Annotated in this window: 17 protein-coding genes; 12 read left to right on the forward strand and 5 right to left on the reverse strand. The window is 73.5% G+C overall.

Going from position 1 to position 15,494, the window contains the following annotated elements:
- The first annotated feature begins 58 nt into the window (after window positions 1-58).
- Genes QUG93_RS02985 through QUG93_RS03005 form a run of 5 tightly spaced genes read left to right on the forward strand, consistent with a single transcriptional unit; the run spans window position 59 to window position 4,256 of the window.
- Window positions 59-472, forward strand: a complete 414-nt coding sequence (locus tag QUG93_RS02985) for a TOBE domain-containing protein (RefSeq protein ID WP_289472151.1) — start codon at window positions 59-61, stop codon at window positions 470-472.
- Window positions 469-1,551: a ThiF family adenylyltransferase gene (locus QUG93_RS02990; protein ID WP_289472152.1), complete on the forward strand. Its 1,083-nt coding sequence runs from the start codon at window positions 469-471 to the stop codon at window positions 1,549-1,551. The genes QUG93_RS02985 and QUG93_RS02990 overlap by 4 nt, the downstream gene beginning before the upstream one ends.
- 25 nt (window positions 1,552-1,576) lie before the next feature.
- Window positions 1,577-2,389: a molybdate ABC transporter substrate-binding protein gene (gene modA / locus QUG93_RS02995; protein ID WP_289472153.1), complete on the forward strand. Its 813-nt coding sequence runs from the start codon at window positions 1,577-1,579 to the stop codon at window positions 2,387-2,389.
- 2 nt (window positions 2,390-2,391) lie between these two features.
- Window positions 2,392-3,231 (forward strand): ABC transporter permease, encoded by an 840-nt coding sequence (locus QUG93_RS03000; protein WP_289472154.1) that lies wholly within the window; start codon window positions 2,392-2,394, stop codon window positions 3,229-3,231.
- Entirely contained in the window at window positions 3,228-4,256 is a 1,029-nt protein-coding gene (locus QUG93_RS03005) for an ABC transporter ATP-binding protein (RefSeq protein ID WP_289472155.1), read from the forward strand. The genes QUG93_RS03000 and QUG93_RS03005 overlap by 4 nt, the downstream gene beginning before the upstream one ends.
- Before the next feature lies 1 nt (window position 4,257).
- Here QUG93_RS03005 and QUG93_RS03010 read toward each other — a convergent pair whose 3' ends face one another.
- The 3 genes from QUG93_RS03010 to QUG93_RS03020 are packed head-to-tail and all read right to left on the reverse strand — an operon-like array spanning window position 4,258 to window position 7,047.
- Complete coding sequence (locus QUG93_RS03010; protein ID WP_289472156.1) at window positions 4,258-4,503, reverse strand: MoaD/ThiS family protein; 246 nt, start codon at window positions 4,501-4,503, stop codon at window positions 4,258-4,260.
- Entirely contained in the window at window positions 4,500-5,546 is a 1,047-nt protein-coding gene (gene moaA, locus QUG93_RS03015) for a GTP 3',8-cyclase MoaA (protein ID WP_434533076.1), read from the reverse strand. Before moaA ends, QUG93_RS03010 begins: the two co-directional genes overlap by 4 nt.
- Before the next feature lie 43 nt (window positions 5,547-5,589).
- Entirely contained in the window at window positions 5,590-7,047 is a 1,458-nt protein-coding gene (locus QUG93_RS03020) for a glycosyltransferase family 87 protein (RefSeq protein WP_289472157.1), read from the reverse strand.
- Between the two features lie 54 nt (window positions 7,048-7,101).
- Between QUG93_RS03020 and QUG93_RS03025 the strand changes: the two genes are divergently transcribed.
- The 4 genes from QUG93_RS03025 to pheA are packed head-to-tail and all read left to right on the forward strand — an operon-like array spanning window position 7,102 to window position 11,025.
- Complete coding sequence (locus QUG93_RS03025; RefSeq protein WP_289472158.1) at window positions 7,102-8,523, forward strand: molybdopterin-dependent oxidoreductase; 1,422 nt, start codon at window positions 7,102-7,104, stop codon at window positions 8,521-8,523.
- A complete protein-coding gene (locus QUG93_RS03030; protein ID WP_289472159.1) occupies window positions 8,520-8,975 on the forward strand; it encodes a hypothetical protein in 456 nt (151 codons plus the stop codon). Before QUG93_RS03025 ends, QUG93_RS03030 begins: the two co-directional genes overlap by 4 nt.
- Before the next feature lie 9 nt (window positions 8,976-8,984).
- On the forward strand, window positions 8,985-10,019 hold the full coding sequence (locus QUG93_RS16005) for a GNAT family N-acetyltransferase (RefSeq protein ID WP_353067758.1): 1,035 nt from the start codon (window positions 8,985-8,987) through the stop codon (window positions 10,017-10,019).
- 49 nt (window positions 10,020-10,068) lie between these two features.
- The gene (pheA, locus tag QUG93_RS03045; protein ID WP_289472160.1) at window positions 10,069-11,025 is read left to right on the forward strand and encodes a prephenate dehydratase; all 957 of its coding nucleotides are present in this window, start codon (window positions 10,069-10,071) and stop codon (window positions 11,023-11,025) included.
- A 112-nt stretch (window positions 11,026-11,137) separates the two neighbouring features.
- On the opposite strand, the gene QUG93_RS03050 is transcribed toward pheA, so the two are convergent.
- Both QUG93_RS03050 and QUG93_RS03055 read right to left on the reverse strand, forming a co-directional pair.
- Window positions 11,138-12,220: a diacylglycerol/lipid kinase family protein gene (locus QUG93_RS03050; RefSeq protein WP_289472161.1), complete on the reverse strand. Its 1,083-nt coding sequence runs from the start codon at window positions 12,218-12,220 to the stop codon at window positions 11,138-11,140.
- A 103-nt stretch (window positions 12,221-12,323) separates the two neighbouring features.
- Window positions 12,324-12,689 carry a VOC family protein gene (locus tag QUG93_RS03055; protein WP_289472162.1) on the reverse strand — a complete coding sequence of 122 codons (366 nt, stop codon included), beginning with the start codon at window positions 12,687-12,689 and terminating at the stop codon, window positions 12,324-12,326.
- A 60-nt stretch (window positions 12,690-12,749) separates the two neighbouring features.
- Between QUG93_RS03055 and QUG93_RS03060 the strand changes: the two genes are divergently transcribed.
- The 3 genes from QUG93_RS03060 to QUG93_RS03070 all read left to right on the forward strand — a co-directional run bounded on the left by QUG93_RS03060 (window position 12,750) and on the right by QUG93_RS03070 (window position 15,449).
- Entirely contained in the window at window positions 12,750-13,211 is a 462-nt protein-coding gene (locus tag QUG93_RS03060) for a MarR family winged helix-turn-helix transcriptional regulator (protein ID WP_289472163.1), read from the forward strand.
- An 88-nt stretch (window positions 13,212-13,299) separates the two neighbouring features.
- Window positions 13,300-14,568, forward strand: a complete 1,269-nt coding sequence (gene serS, locus QUG93_RS03065) for a serine--tRNA ligase (RefSeq protein ID WP_289472164.1) — start codon at window positions 13,300-13,302, stop codon at window positions 14,566-14,568.
- Window positions 14,565-15,449, forward strand: coding sequence for an HAD family hydrolase (locus tag QUG93_RS03070; RefSeq protein WP_289472165.1), 885 nt, complete (start codon window positions 14,565-14,567; stop codon window positions 15,447-15,449). The genes serS and QUG93_RS03070 overlap by 4 nt, the downstream gene beginning before the upstream one ends.
- The last annotated feature ends 45 nt before the right edge of the window (window positions 15,450-15,494 follow it).

Here is a 15,494-nt window from a genome sequence, read left to right on the forward strand (position 1 = left end):
GCCCGGTGCGCGCCGCCCCGTCCTTGAGAGTTCGTGATGCCGTAGGGTCGCGGACACCATGACGACACTCCGCATCCGAGACGCCGCGCGGTACCTCGGCGTCAGCGACGACACCGTCCGACGACTCGTCGACGCCGGGACGCTGCCCCGGTCCGAGGATGCCGGGGGCCGTACCGTCGTCGAGGGGCGGGACCTCGCCGCGTACGTGCGCGGCCGAGACGCCGGACTCGACGACCCCTCCGGTGTGCGCAGTTCGGCGAGGAACCGGTTCGTCGGCATCGTCACCGAACTGGTGGTGGAGGGCGTCGTGGCGCAGGTCGAGCTGCAGGCGGGTCCGAACCGGGTGGTGTCGCTGATGACGGCCGAGGCGGTCCGCGACCTCGGGCTCGAGGTCGGCTCCGTCGCGGTGGCGTCGGTCAAGGCGACGATGGTGACGGTCGAGGTGCCCGAGCACCCGGAGCGGGCACGATGAGCGGGACCACGCCCGTCCAGGCGGCGCACGACGCCGCGGCACGCGACGCCCGCCGCCGGATCACCTCCCGCACCGCTGCGCTCGCCGGTGCGGGGCAGCCCGCGGTCGACGCCCTGGCCGCGGCCCGCGTGCTCGTCGTCGGCGCCGGCGGCCTCGGTGCCCCCGTCCTCACGTACCTGGCCGGGTCGGGACTCGGTCGGATCACGATCGTCGACCACGACGTGGTGGACACGTCGAACCTCGCCCGCCAGACCCTGTTCGCCTCCGGTGACGTCGGCCGACAGAAGGCCGTGGTCGCCGCCGAGCGCGTCCGCGGCGTGGACCCGGTGGTCGAGGTCGTCGCCCTGGCGGAGCGCTTCCGCCCCGAGCACGTCGCCGGGCACGATGTGGTGGTCGACGCCGCAGACAGCGTCGAGGTCACCCGCGCGGTGTCCGACGCCTGCGCCGACGCCGGGTTGCCGTTCGTCTGGGGGACCGCGCTCGGGTACGACGGGCAGGTCTCGGTCTTCCACGACGCCGCCCCGGAGCCGGTCGACTTCCACGACCTGCACCCCGAGGCCCTGCCGGACGAGGGCTCCTGTGCGGCCGACGGCGTGCTGCCGGCGCTGTGCGGTGCCGTCGGTGCCGTGATGGCGGCGCAGGTCACGGCGCTCGTGGCCGGACTCGGCGCCCCGCTGCTCGGCCGGGTGCTCACCGTCGACGCCCGCCGGTGGCGGTGGACCGAGAGCCCGCTCCGCCGCGGCCCCGGTTCCGTCCGTCCGTCGGCCCCGGCGCTCGTCGAGCCCCCGCGGATCGCGCCAGCGGCACTCGACGCCCGCCTCCGTACCGGCGCGCCCGTGGTGCTGGTCGACGTCCGGACCGACCAGGAGCGCGCGTCCGGTGTCGTCCCCGGCTCCCGCACGCCGGACACCGTGGACGTCGCGGGCGAGGACGCCGAGCTCGTGGTCGTCTGCGCGTCCGGGGTGCGTGCCACCGCCTGGGCGCGGACGGTCGCGGCGGCTCGGCCCGACGGTGCGGTACCGCTCGTCCTGGACGGTGGCATCACCGCGTGGCGCAGCGAAGGCCTCCCGACGGTCTGACCGCACCTGCGGCTAGGATCACGGCGTGAAGCCGCTCCTGCGTCCTGCCGTCCTCGCGATCGTCGTCGCGGCGGCGCTGACCCTGGCAGCGTGCTCGACGAGCCCCGCCGGCAACGCTCCTCCGGGCCGGGGGAGCGCGACGAGTGCGACGGGCACCGGGCCGACGGGCTCGATCACCGTCTTCGCAGCCGCCTCGCTGCAACGGACCTTCACCGAGCTCGGCGAGCAGTACGAGCAGGAGCACCCGGGCACGACGATCCGGTTCTCGTTCGCGGGGTCGAGCGACCTCGTGTCGCAGATCGCCAACGGCGCCCCCGCGGACGTGTTCGCCTCGGCCGACCAGGCGAACATGGCGAAGCTCGCGCCGACCGACCTGGCCAGCGGGTGGCCGCGCGACTTCGCCACGAACGTGCTCGAGATCGCCGTCGCGCCGGGCAACCCCGAGCACATCCGCAGCCTGCGGGACCTGACGTCGTCGGGGGTGCAGCTCGTGACGTGTGCCGCTCCGGTGCCGTGCGGTGCCGCCACCGCGGAGGTCGAGCGCGCGGCCGGCATCGACCTCCGCCCGGTGAGCGAGGAGCAGTCCGTCACCGACGTCCTCGGCAAGGTCGAGTCAGGGCAGGCGGACGCCGGACTGGTCTACGTCACGGACGTCCGCGGTGCCGGGGGGAAGGTCGACGGCGTGCCGTTCGACGAGGCGGCGGAGGCCGTCAACACCTACCCGATCGGCGTGCTGGAGGAGTCGGCGGACCCGGAGCTCGCCGCCTCGTTCGCCGCCTTCGTCCGCTCCGACCCGGGTCGCACGGTGCTCACCGACGCCGGCTTCGGCACCCCCTGACGATGCCCACGCAGGACGACACGGCGTACCACCGCGCGGCAGACCACCGCGCGGCACACCACCGCACGCCCGTCCCGTGGTGGCTGCCCGTCCCGGCCGTGGTCGGCGGGCTCTTCGTCGTCGTCCCGGTCCTCGCGATGGTCGGTCGCGTCGACTGGACCTCGTTCGTCGCACTGGTGACGTCGCCCGCGTCGACCACCGCCCTCGGGCTCAGCCTCGGCACCGCCGCCGCAGCGACCGGGGTGGCGTTCGTCCTCGGCTACCCCCTCGCCGTCCTGTTCGCCCGCTCGACGTCGCGCTGGGTCGGCGTGCTCCGCGCGCTCGTCCTGCTGCCGCTCGTGCTCCCGCCCGTCGTCGGCGGCCTCGCGCTCCTGGCGGTCTTCGGGCGGCTCGGCGTGCTCGGTGCGCTCCTCGACGAGCACGGCCTGCGCATCGCGTTCACGACCACCGCGGTCGTGATGGCGCAGGTCTTCGTGTCGATGCCCTTCCTGGTGTCGTCGATCGAGGGCTCGCTCCGCACCGGCGGCGACCGGGCTGAACGCATCGCCGCGACGCTCGGCGCCGGGCCGACGCGCACCTTCCTCACCGTGACGACGCCCCGGGTGCTGCCCGGCATCACCGCGGGCCTGGTGCTCTGCGGCGCACGGGCGCTCGGCGAGTTCGGGGCGACGCTGACCTTCGCCGGCAGCCTGCAGGGCGTCACGCGGACGCTCCCGCTCGAGGTGTACCTGCAGCGCGAGGTCGACCCGGACACCGCCGTCGCCCTGGCGCTGGTGCTGGTCGTGGTCGCGCTGGTCGTCATCGGGACGACGACCCTGCGGACGAGGCCGGTGGTCGCGTGAGCGCCGACACCGGCGGTCTGCGCGCCCACGTCGTCGTCCCGGCACGCGGCGTCGACGTCCGCCTGGCGATCGACCCCGACGAGTGCGTCGCCCTGGTCGGTCCGAACGGCGCCGGCAAGTCGACCGTGGTCGAGGCACTCGCCGGACTCCTCCGGATGCGCGCGGGCAGCGTCGTGCTCGGTGGACGCGACCTGACGGCCGTGCCGACGCACCGCCGACGGGTCGGGCTGGTCGCCCAGCGCCCGGACCTGTTCGCGCACCGGACGGTCGCCGGCAACGTCGCCTTCGGTCCGCGGGCCACGGGCGCGAGCGGACGGGAGGCGCGACACCGGTCCGCCGCGGCCCTCGCCGCCGTCGGTGCGTCCGGTCTCGCCGACCGCTCACCGACGACGTTGTCCGGCGGGCAGGCGCAGCGCGTCGCCGTGGCCCGGGCGCTCGCCACCGCCCCCGCGCTCCTGCTCCTCGACGAGCCCACGACGGCGCTCGACGTCGATGCCCGCGCCGAGGTGCGCGACGCCCTCCGCACGGCCCGGGCCGGCCGGCCGACGCTCCTGGTGACGCACGACCCGCTCGAGGCCGTCGCGCTCGCCGACCGGATCGTCGTGCTGCAGGACGGACGGGTGGTCGAGCAGGGCGCGACCGACGCGGTCCTCCGCCGTCCGTGCACGCCGTTCTCGGCGTCCTTCTCGGGGCTCGTGCTCGTGCCGGGGACCGCCACCGCGACCGGGATCGCGCCCGACGGCGGGGGCGAGCTGGCGTCGGCGACGCACGCCGTGCCTCCCGGCCGTCGCGTCGTCGCTGCGGTGCACCCGACGGCCGCACGCATCAGCGGGGCCGGCGCCGGGCTCGCGCGGATCGTGACCGGGGTGGAGCCGCGGGACGGACTCGTGCGCGTGCGTGCCGGCGACCTGGTGGCGGACGTGACCGTGGCGAGGGCCGCGGCGCTCGGCGTCGCGCCCGGGGTGCCGGTGCGGATCGCGGTCGACCCCGACGAGGTCGCCGTCTACGAGCCCGAGGTCGCCTGACCTAGCCGCCGGCGAAGGGCGGCATCACGTCGACCGTGCCGACCCCGTCGAGCGACGTGGAGCGGTCGCGGGTGGTGACCCCGTCGACCAGGTAGGAGCACCGCTCCTGTAGCGCCGTCCACCGGGCCGGGTCGGCCGCCGTGACGCTCCGCAGGGCGTCGTCGAGCGTCGGGCCGTCGACCGTGACCTCGTCGTGTCCGACGGCCGCGCGGGCCGCCGCGAAGAACCGCATCGACGTCACGGTCACCCTCCGATCGCACTCATGCCGCGGGCCGGGTGCACGATGCCGTCCGCGTCGTCGCCGTGGTCGCGGGGCTTCGCCCACATCGCCTGCCGCCAGGTGTCGAGCAGCACGTCGTCGTCCGCGCCGGCGCGCAGGGGACCGAGCAGGTCGACCTCGTCGTCCGAGAACAGGCAGGACCGGACGTGCCCCTCGGCCGTCAGGCGCGTGCGGGTGCAGTCGGCGCAGAACGACTCGGTGATGCTCGCGATGACCCCGACCGTGCCGAGGGGCTCGCCCGCCGGGGTCGACACCCGGTACCGCTCGGCGGGGGCGCCGTCGCGCGGGGCCTCGTCGGGCTCGAGCCGGTAGTGCTCGCCGAGCAGCGCGCGGGTCTCCTCGGCGGTGACCATCGTCGCGCCGTCCCAGGCGTGACCCGGGTCGAGCGGCATCTGCTCGATGAACCGCAGCTCGTGGCCGCGCTCGAGGCACCAGGCGAGCAGGTCGACCGCCAGGTGGTCGTTCACCCCGCGGAGCAGGACGGCGTTCACCTTCACCCCGAGTCCCGCGTCAGCTGCGGCGGCGATGCCCTCGAGCACGCGGTCGAGGAACGGACGCCGGGTGACCTCGGCGAAGACGTCCGGGTCGACGGTGTCGAGCGAGACGTTGACGCGACGGAGTCCAGCATCGGCGAGGGCCTGTGCGCGGTTCGCGAGCCCGATCGCGTTCGTGGTGATCGAGAGCTCGACGTCGTGCGCGGAGCAGCGACGGACGATGTCGACCAGGTCGGCGCGCAGGAGCGGCTCGCCGCCGGTGAAGCGGACCTTGCGGACGCCGAGCGTCCCCGCGGCGAGGCCGACCAGTCGGTCGATCTCCTCGGCGGTCATGAGCGCGTCCGACGGGATGACCGGCAGGCCCTCCGCCGGCATGCAGTAGGTGCAGCGGAGGTTGCACCGCTCGGTCAGCGACACCCGCAGGTCGACGGCGCGCCGGGCGAACCGGTCGACCAGCCCCGGGTCGTCACCGGGACGCCGGGGCAGGACCGGCGACTCGCTGCGCACCCGGCGCAGCAGGCCGGTCGAGGGCAGGATCCGCGCCGTCACCCGGCCGATGCTACCTCGCGTCGACGGGGCGTCGCGGCTCGGGGTCGGTGCTCCGCCGCCTGCGCGGGTCGAGCCGCCGGCCCCAGCGCCGCCAGTCCTCGCGCCGGGTGCGCACGAGGGTGACGACCAGGATGACGAGGACCGCGGCGAGGAGCCACCAGCGGAACGCGGGTGCCGACGGCCACACCCCGCGCAGGGCGATCGCCAGGTTCAGGGCCATCCACTCCCACCGGCCGGAGAGCACGACGAACGGGATGAGGAGCAGCGCGTACCAGGGGTAGCGCGGGGTCACGGCGAGGAACGTCACGCCGATCATGAGCACCTCGGCCGACCACGGACGTGCCGGGTCCGCGAGCCGCCAGGACACGACGGCGGCGAGGAGCACCACGAGCCCGACGACGACCGTCGCGGCGTCGCCGGGGAACACGAGCGAGACCAGGGCGAAGCGGGAGCCGTCCTCGTAGCCCTCCTCGGACAGGTAGCCGGGCAGGTACCCGAGGACCTTCACCCCGGTCGTGAGCACGTAGGGCACGTAGAGCAGCCCGAACGCGGCGATGCCGACGGGGACCGCCCACCAGTGCCGCCACCGACCGAGCAGCGGCGGGTACACGATCGCGGGGATGAGCTTCGTCGCCGTCGCGGCGCCCAGGGCGATGCCGCCCCAGATCGGTCGACCGAAGGCGACGAGCACGACGCCCGCGGTGGCGAGGGCGGCGCCGACGACGTCGACGTGCGAGTTCGTGACCGCCTCGGACGCGACGAGCGGCGACCAGGCCCAGAGCGCGGCCCACCACGTCGGGCGGCCGGTGCGGCGGAGCACCATCACCAGACCGACGGTGACGCCGAGCGAGACGAGGAGTCCGGCGACCTGGAACGGCAGGTACTGCGCGGTCGCCGGCACGAACGCGCGCACACCGGCGAACCACAGCTGCGCCATCGGCGGGTAGATCGTCACGACGTCCGGCCGGTTGATCGCGACGCAGTGCCCGTCGGCCCCGTCACCGAGCCCCCGCATCCGTGGCTCGAGCGGCTTGCACGTGCCGTCGATCTTGTCCGGGAACAGCCAGTCGGGACGCAGACCGGCCAGTGTGTCCGACTGCGGCGTGTGCGCGTACGGGGAGATGCCCGCGTGCTGCACGATGCCGTCCCAGGCGTACCGGGCAGAGTCGGTGCTGGTGTTCGGCGGACCGACGAGCGCCGCGACCCCGACCACCACTGCGCCGCCGAGGACGATCCGGGTCATCCACTCGCGGGGCACGAAGCGCAACGCGAGGGCCGCTCCGGCGAAGACCGCCCAAGCGATGAGCGTCCATGCAACGAATGGTGCACGATGACCGGCACGGAGGAACCCCAGATGCGTGATGCCGAAGGCGATGACACCCGCCAGCGCCAGCACGCCGACGACGGACAGGACGGTCGACACGACCGCGGTCGTCGGGACGGAGGCGGCGCGCGGTCGTCTGCTCATGGTTCCCCGAGGCTATCCATCGTCCGGCGGCTCCTGCTGGACGCCCGGGCGACGATGGCGTCCCCGAACCGCAACGCCCGCTCCGCCGTCGTCTGGGGTCGCCTGCTCGGCGTCGCGTTCGTCGTCTGCTTCGGCACCGGCGTGTACAGCCACCTGCTGCAGGACCCGCTGCCGTGGATGCGGTTCCCGACCCGGCCGGTGCAGCTGTACCAGTTCACGCAGGGCCTGCACATCACCGCGGGCATCGCGATCATCCCGCTGCTGCTCGCCAAGCTGAACGTCGTCATGCCGGCGCTCGCCCAGGTGCCGCCGGTGCGCGGCGTGCTCCACCTGCTCGAGCGGCTGTCGATCGCGGTGCTCGTGTCGGCGTCGATCGTGCAGGTCGGCACGGGGCTCCTCAACACGTACCAGTGGTACCCGTGGCCCTTCCCGTTCCGGCAGGTCCACTACGCACTGTCGTACCTGATCATCGGATCGCTGATCCTGCACGTCGCGTCGAAGCTGCCCGTGATCGTGCGCTACTGGCGGGCGCGGGACGCCTACGACGCCGAGGGTCGGTTCGTCGCGGACCCGACGGTGGGCAGCGAGCTGCTGCCGGACGGCCGGGAGGCCCGCCCCGCGGTGGGCGAGCGCAGCGCGGCCGCGCAGACGGCCGGCTCCTACCCCCGTGGCCTGACCGGCCGCCTGCTGCGGTGGGTGGACGGCCCGGCCGCGCCGGCTGCTCGCGCGGAGCGCGAGGCTCGCCCTGGCGGACAGGTTCGCGATCTCGGGACCGTGAACGTGTCCGCGGAGCCGAGACTCGGGGACGGCGCCGACGCGGCGGAGGCGGGGCGTGCCTCCCGGCCGGAGCAGGACGACGCGCTCAGCGGGCCGCGCCAGCGGATCGCCCGCCGCGGGTTCGTGGCGGGCGTCACCGCCGCGACCGTCGGCGTCGTCGCGCTCACCGCGGGGCAGTCGAACCGGCTGCTCGAGCCGCTCAACCTCTTCGGGGCGCGACAGCGGCACGTCGGACCGCAGAGCCTGCCGGTGAACCGCACCGCGCGGGCCGCCGGGGTGCTGGCGACCGCGACGGCAGCCGACTGGACGCTCACCGTCGTCGGGAAGGACGTCACGCGGACGTTCTCCCGTGCCGAGCTCGTCGCCCTCGGGACCGCCACGGCGGACCTGCCGATCTCGTGCGTCGAGGGGTGGAGCCAGGTGGCCTCGTGGCGCGGGGTCCGGATGCGCGACCTGCTCGCGTCGGTGCAGGCCGACCCGGCGTCGGCGCTGCGGATCACGAGCCTCGAGAAGAGCGGTGGCTACCGCGTCACCGAGATGGGGGCGGAGTACGCCGCCGACCCGACGACCCTCGTGGCGCTCGAGGTGAACGGCGAGACGCTCGACCTGGACCACGGGTTCCCCGCCCGGGTCATCGCACCCGGACGACCGGGCGTGCTGCAGACCAAGTGGATCGGGAAGATCGAGGTGATCCGATGAGGACCGCGAGGATCGTGCTCGTCGTGCTGGGCGTGCTCGTGATGGCGTTCGGAGCGTACGTGCTCGTCACGACCGTGCGGCCGCAGCGCATCTGGGGCCTGGCGACGTGGTTGCTCGCCGCGGTCGTCCTGCACGACGCGGTGCTCTCGCCGTTCGTGGTCGGCGCCGGACTCCTGCTCCGCCGGACCGGCCGGACACTCGGAGCCGGCGTGCTCGTCGTCGTGCAGACCGCCGTCGTGCTGGGGTGCGTGCTCGCCCTCGTCGTCCTGCCGGAGATCGCCGCGAAGCACCACGGGCAGAAGAACCCGACCGTGCTGCCGTTCGACTACACCACGCGGTTGCTCGTGGTCGAGGGTGTCCTGCTCGCCGTGGTGGTGGTCGCCCTCGTCATCGGCGTCGCGCGGGCCCGTCGATCGCCGCGAACACTGGTTGCATCGACAACCAATGGCTAGCATGGGCGCATGACGGACGACACCCCCTGGCTCACGCGCGACCAGCTGCGCGCGTGGATGAAGCTCGTCGCCGTCATGGAGCTCCTGCCCGCGGCGCTCGACCAGCAGCTGCAGCGCGACGCCGACCTGACGCACTTCGACTACATGGTCGTGGCGATGCTGTCCGAGACCGAGGGGTGGACGCTGCGGATGTCGGCGCTCGCCGCGGCCACGAACGCATCGCTGCCCCGGCTGTCGCACGTCGTGTCGCGGCTCGAGAAGCGCGGGCTGGTCACGCGCTGCCCGTCCGTCGACGACCGCCGCGCCACCGACGTCCGCCTGACGGACGCCGGGTACGACGCCATCGTGACCGCGGCGCCGGAGCACGTGCGGACCGCTCGCCGCTTCGTCATCGACGCGCTGGACGACGAGCAGGTCGGCCAGCTCGACGGGATCACCCGCGCACTGCTCGGACGGCTCGACCCGGAGGGACGCTTCGCCGCGCTGACCTACCCGCGCGACGAGGACGACCAGGTGCTCTGCGAGGACCGCCTGACCGGCGCCGAGGCCGGAGCTGCCGCCCCCGCCGGGGCGCTCTTCCGGGACGTCACCGCGGACGACGCGGCGCTGCTCCGACACGCGACGCTCGCGGCGATGAACTGGCGGACCGAGACCTTCTCGGACGCCGACCTCGACCGTCCCGACTTCGCGCACTACTTCACCGGCTACGACCCGTCGCGCGACGGCGGCCTCGTCGCGGTGGACGGCGAGGGACCGGTCGGCGTCGCCTGGGTGCGGTTCCTGCCGGCCGACGACCCGGGCTACGGGTTCGTGTCCGAGGACGTGCCGGAGCTCACGATGGCCGTGGAGCCCCGCGGCCGTGGGCGGGGCATCGGCACGGCGCTGCTGACACGCCTGCTCGCCGCGGGGCGTTCGGCCGGGTGGCCCGGGGTCAGCCTGAGCGTCGAGGACGGCAACACCGGGGCACGGATCCTGTACGAGCGGGTCGGGTTCCGCACCGTCGGGCGGAACGGCGACTCGGACACGATGCTCACCCGGCTCTGAGGCGCTCGGCACGGAGGGGCCGGCGCTGGTACACCAGTAGGCTCGGCGCATGACCGACCGTGCCACGCCGTCCGACACGTACTCCTACCTCGGACCCGCCGGCACCTTCACCGAGGCCGCGCTCAAGCTCGTCGAGGCGGCGGCCGGCAAGCCGTGGCGCAGCGTCAACAACGTCGGCGAGGCGCTCGACGACGTCGTCACCGGACGGTCCGTCGGCGCGGTGATCGCCATCGAGAACAGCGTCGACGGCGGGGTCAGTGCCACGCAGGACGCGCTCGCGCGGATCCCCGGCGTGCGGATCGTGGGGGAGTACCTGGTCCCCGTCGACTTCGTGCTCGTCGCCCGCCACGGCACCGCCCTGGCCGACGTGCGGACCGTGAACGCGCACCCGGTGGCGTACGCCCAGACCCGCAGGTGGCTCGAGGCGAACGTCCGCGGGCACGGGCACATCCCGGCCTCGTCGAACGTGGCGGCGGCCACCGCCCTCCTCGAGGAACACCCGGTCGCGGACGCGGCCGTCGCGCCGCCCGGTATCACCGACCACCACGACCTGGCGGTGCTCGCGTCGTCCATCGGCGACAACGCCTCGGCGGTCACCCGCTTCGTGCTCGTGTCGCGCACGCTGGCGATCCCGGAGCGCACCGGAGCGGACAAGACGAGCGTCATCGTCGAGCTGCCGAGCGAGCACCCCGGTGCCCTGGTCGACATGCTCGAGCAGTTCGCGACGCGGGGCATCAACATGGGGCTGCTGTCCTCGCGGCCGATCGGCGACGAGCTCGGGCGGTACCGCTTCGTCATCGACCTCGACGGGCACGTGCACGACGAGCGCGTGGCGGACGCGCTGCTGGGTCTGCGCCGCTTCAGCCCGCGCGTGACCTTCCTCGGGTCCTACCCGCGGGCAGACGGTTTCCGCCCCGAGGTCTCGGCGCGCTACTCGGACGAGGCGTTCGTCGAGGCCCGGGACTGGCTCCGCGCGATCGTCTCCGGCGAGCCCGACGCCGGCTGACCCCGGCCCGGCCCCACCCCACCTCCGCAAGACGCAACGTCAGCGACTCGTCGCAGCGGTACAGCGCTGCGCACTGCCGCCGGTGTTGCGTCCCGCGGAGGAGGGCGCCCCGTCAGCTGTGGGCGTTCTCGACCCGGCGCGTGTTCCGGGTCTGGTCCTGCGGGCCGGCCACACGGACGCGCAGGCCGCCGGCGTCGATCTTCGCCTTGAACGCGACGACCTCACCCACGGGGTCGCCGTCGATCTCGAACTCATCCGGACGCTCGAGCCGCGCGACGAACTCCTGCCCGCGGATGTAGCGCAGCGGGCGTTCCTCGCGGGCCTTCGACGTGATGCGTTTCCCGACCTCGGTCTGTCCGGCCCTCGACCGGCGGAACGAGCGCAGGATCGCGTTCTCCCAGAACACCCGGGCTCCGATCCGGACCCAGCCGAGGAAGCCACGCGGCCGCATGACGACGACGTCGAAGACCCCGTCGTCGATCTCGGCGTCGGGCAGCAGGGTCGCGCCGGCCTGCAGCATGCCGCAGTTCCCCACGATCAACGAGTGCGCGCGGGCCGAGTGGTTGCCGTCGTCGTCGAGCCGGTACCGGAACTCGAACGCGTCGGCGTCGCGGACCGAGCGGAAGAGCGAGTCGACGTAGGCGAGCCAGCCGACCTTCTTCTTCAGGTCGTCGTTCGTGTTGACCAGCATCCGTGCGTCGAGCCCGAGCCCCGCCATCACGACGAAGCCGAACTGCTCCCGCTCGCCGTCGGGACGCTCGACCTCGAGCTGCCCGAAGTCGATCGCGCGGTCCTCGCCGCGGAAGATCGTCCGGACGCTCGCGCCGATGTCGTCGATCGGGGCGGGGATGTTGCGGGCGAGCAGGTTGCCCGTGCCGCTCGGCAGCAGGGCGAGGGCGGCGTCGGACCCGTGCACGACCTCGGCGACGGCGCGGACGGTGCCGTCCCCGCCGGCTGCGGCCACGACGTCGGCTCCGGCCTCGAGCGCGGCCTTCGCCATGCCGCCGCCCGGGTCCTCCTCCGAGGTCTCGAACCACAGGGTCTCGGCCCAGCCGGCCTCCTGCTGGTGCTTCGTCACGGTGCTCTTCAAGGTCTCCAGGTGCACCTTGACCGGGTTGTAGACGACCGCGGCCGTCTTCTGCTCGGTCGGGAGGGCGTCCTGGTCCGCGGGCGCGGTCTCCGATGGTGTCGACATGGTCCCGACGTTACCGACGAACGCCTGCGAGCGACCAGCCGCACGGGCCGGCGTCGCACGGACGCTCGCGAGCGATCAGCCGCACGGGCGGCGGCCGACCGGCTCACCGCCGGTCGTGCAGCGTGACGGGGTAGCCGTCCGGGTCGGCGAACGTGAACGTGCGGCCGAACGGCCCGTCGACGGGTGCGGTGACGATGCTGTGGCCGTCGGCGACGAGTGCGTCGTGGATCGCCTGCACGTCGGTGGCGTGGAACCAGAGCGCGACGCCGAGTGCGGGCTGCCCGGCGGACAGGTCCGTCCCGGGCACGAGGTCGCGCAGCGCGAAGGCGATCGGCTCGGTCGCGAACACCACGGCGTGCGGCGGACCCGCGGGGGAGCGGACGAGGCCGAGGTACCGCTCGTAGAACGCCTGCGAGGCGTCGAGGTCGCGGACCTGCAGTGAGGTGAAGTCGATCCCGGTGGCGGGCATGGTGTGCTCCTTCGTACGTGTCAGATGCCTGACACGAGCAGTATGTGTCAGACTCCTGACATGCGTCAAGCGCGGATCGACCTCGACAGCTCGGTCGGCTACGCCCTCAAGGAAGCCGCGAGCGCCCTCCGCGCCGCCATGGAGGACGCCCTCCGGCCCCTCGGCATGACGGTGACGCACTACTCGTGCCTCGAACTGCTCGCTCAGCGCCCCGGCATGTCGAACTCCGAGCTCGCGCGCGGCACCTTCGTCACGAGGCAGTCGATGAACACGCTCCTGCAGCAGCTCGAACGCGACGGCATCGTCAGCCGCCCGTCCGCCCCGACGACGGGCAAGGTGCTCCCCACCACGCTCACCGACGCCGGACGACGACAGCGCGAGGCGGCGAGCGCAGCGGTCCGGCAGGTCGAGCTCCGGATGACCAGGGACCTCGACGACGAGGGCCGCGCCGCGGCCTTCCGCCTGCTCCGCGGGATGGTCGACGCCCTGCGCAACCAGCCGCCGTCGGACGCGACCGCCTGACGGACGGGAGGCGCGGCGCCGCCCCGCCACGGGCCTCCCGTCCGGTGCGGACACCGCTCGCGCAACGGGCGCTGGCTAGGATGAGCCGGTGATCGATCTCCAGCTCCTGCGCGACCACCCGGACGTCATCAAGGCCTCGCAGGAGGCGCGCGGCGCCTCCGTCTCCGTCGTCGACGACGCGGTGTCCGCAGATGCAGCGCGACGCAGCGCGATCACCGCGTTCGAGGCCCTCCGCGCTGAGCAGAACGCCTTCGGCAAGACCGTCGCGAAGGCCCCGAAGGACGAGAAGGCCGCCCTCGTGCAGCAGGCGCAGGCCCTCGCCGCGAAGGTCAAGGAGGCCCAGGCCGAGGTCACCGCGGCCGAGGAGACGTTCGACCGCGTCGTCCGCTCCATCCCGAACGTGGTGCTGCCGGACGTGCCGAAGGGTGGCGAGGACGACTTCGTCACGCTCCGAACCGTCGGCACGAAGCCCGAGTTCGACTTCGAGCCGAAGGACCACGCCGACCTCGGCGAGCACCTCGGCATCATCGACATCCCCCGCGGGGTGAAGGTCTCCGGCTCGCGCTTCTACTTCCTGCGCGGCCTCGGCGCCCGGCTCGAGATCGCGCTCATGAACCTCGGGCTCGACCGTGCGATCGAGCACGGGTTCGAACCGCTCATCACCCCGACCCTCGTGCGTCCGGAGACGATGGCGGGCACCGGGTTCCTCGGCGAGCACGCTGCCGAGGTCTACCGGCTCGAGGCGGACGACCTGTACCTGACGGGCACGAGCGAGGTCGCCCTCGCGGGCTTCCACGCCGACGAGATCCTGTCGTTCCCGGAGTCGGGCGAGGGCATCCGCTACGCCGGCTGGTCCACCTGCTACCGGCGCGAGGCCGGTTCGGCGGGCAAGGACAACCGCGGCATCCTCCGCGTGCACCAGTTCAACAAGCTCGAGATGTTCGCGTACGTCCTGCCCGAGCACGCTGAGGCCGAGCACCAGCGGCTCGTCGCGATGCAGGAGTCGATGATGCAGGACCTCGGGCTGCACTACCGCGTCATCGACGTCGCGGGCGGTGACCTCGGCACGAGTGCCGCGCGCAAGTACGACATCGAGGCGTGGGTCCCGACGCAGGGCACCTTCCGCGAGCTCACGTCGACCTCGAACTGCACGACGTTCCAGGCCCGCCGTCTCGACACCCGGTACCGCACCGAGAGCGGCAAGACCGCTCCGGTCGCGACGCTGAACGGCACCCTCGCCACCACGCGCTGGATCGTCGCGATCCTCGAGACCCACCAGCAGGCCGACGGCTCGGTGGTGGTGCCCGAGGTGCTGCGTCCGTACCTCGGCGGCGTCGAGGTCATCGAGCCCCGATGAGCGCGCACGAGCGGTTCGTCGACGGATCGGCCCAGGGCGGGTCCTCTGCCTCCTCGCAGGACGCCGGCTCGGCACCGGCGCGCGTCAAGCGCTGGCTCGTCGCGCTCGACGTCGACGGCACCACGATGCGCGAGGACGGCGTGATCACCGACACCGTGATCGCGGCGGTGCAGCAGGCGGAGGCCGCCGGGCACGAGGTCATGCTCTCCACCGGCCGCAGCGAGGGCATGACGATCCCGCTGCTCGAACGACTCGGCCTGCGGTCGAAGTACGTCGTCTGCGCGAACGGTGCGTTGACCCTCGCGCGTCGGGACGACGGGTCGTACGAGCGCGTGCACGTCGAGCGCTTCGACCCCACCGAGGTCCTGCAGGTCATCCACGGCGCCCTCACGAACGCGGCCTTCGGCGTCGAGGACGAGACCGGCCACTTCCTGCTGTCCGGCGAGTTCCCCGACGACACCATGACGGTATCGGGCGAACACGTGCCGTTCGAACAGCTGCTCGGTACCGAGGCGACCCGCGTGGTCGTCATCTCGCCCGGCCACGACACCGAGGACTTCCTGCAGGTCGTCGAGCGCATGGGCCTGTCGAAGGTGTCGTACTCGGTCGGCTGGACGTCGTGGCTCGACATCGCCCCCGAGGGCGTCACGAAGGCCACCGCCATGGAGCGCGTCCGCGAGTGGCTCGACATCCCGCGCTCCCGCGTCCTGGCCGCCGGCGACGGTCGGAACGACATCGACATGCTGCGCTGGGCGTCGACCTCCGGGCGCGGCGTCGTCATGGGGCAGGCGCCGGACGACGTGGTCGAGGCCGGCAACGAGCTCACCGGCGGGGTCACCGACGACGGCCTCGCGGCCGCCCTCGACACGCTCCCGCGCTGACGGTCGGGAGGCCCGGTAGACTTCCCGGGACGCGGTCACGTCTCG

Origin of the sequence: Curtobacterium caseinilyticum (genome assembly GCF_030363035.1) — a bacterium.
GTDB classification, from domain to species: domain Bacteria; phylum Actinomycetota; class Actinomycetes; order Actinomycetales; family Microbacteriaceae; genus Curtobacterium; species Curtobacterium caseinilyticum.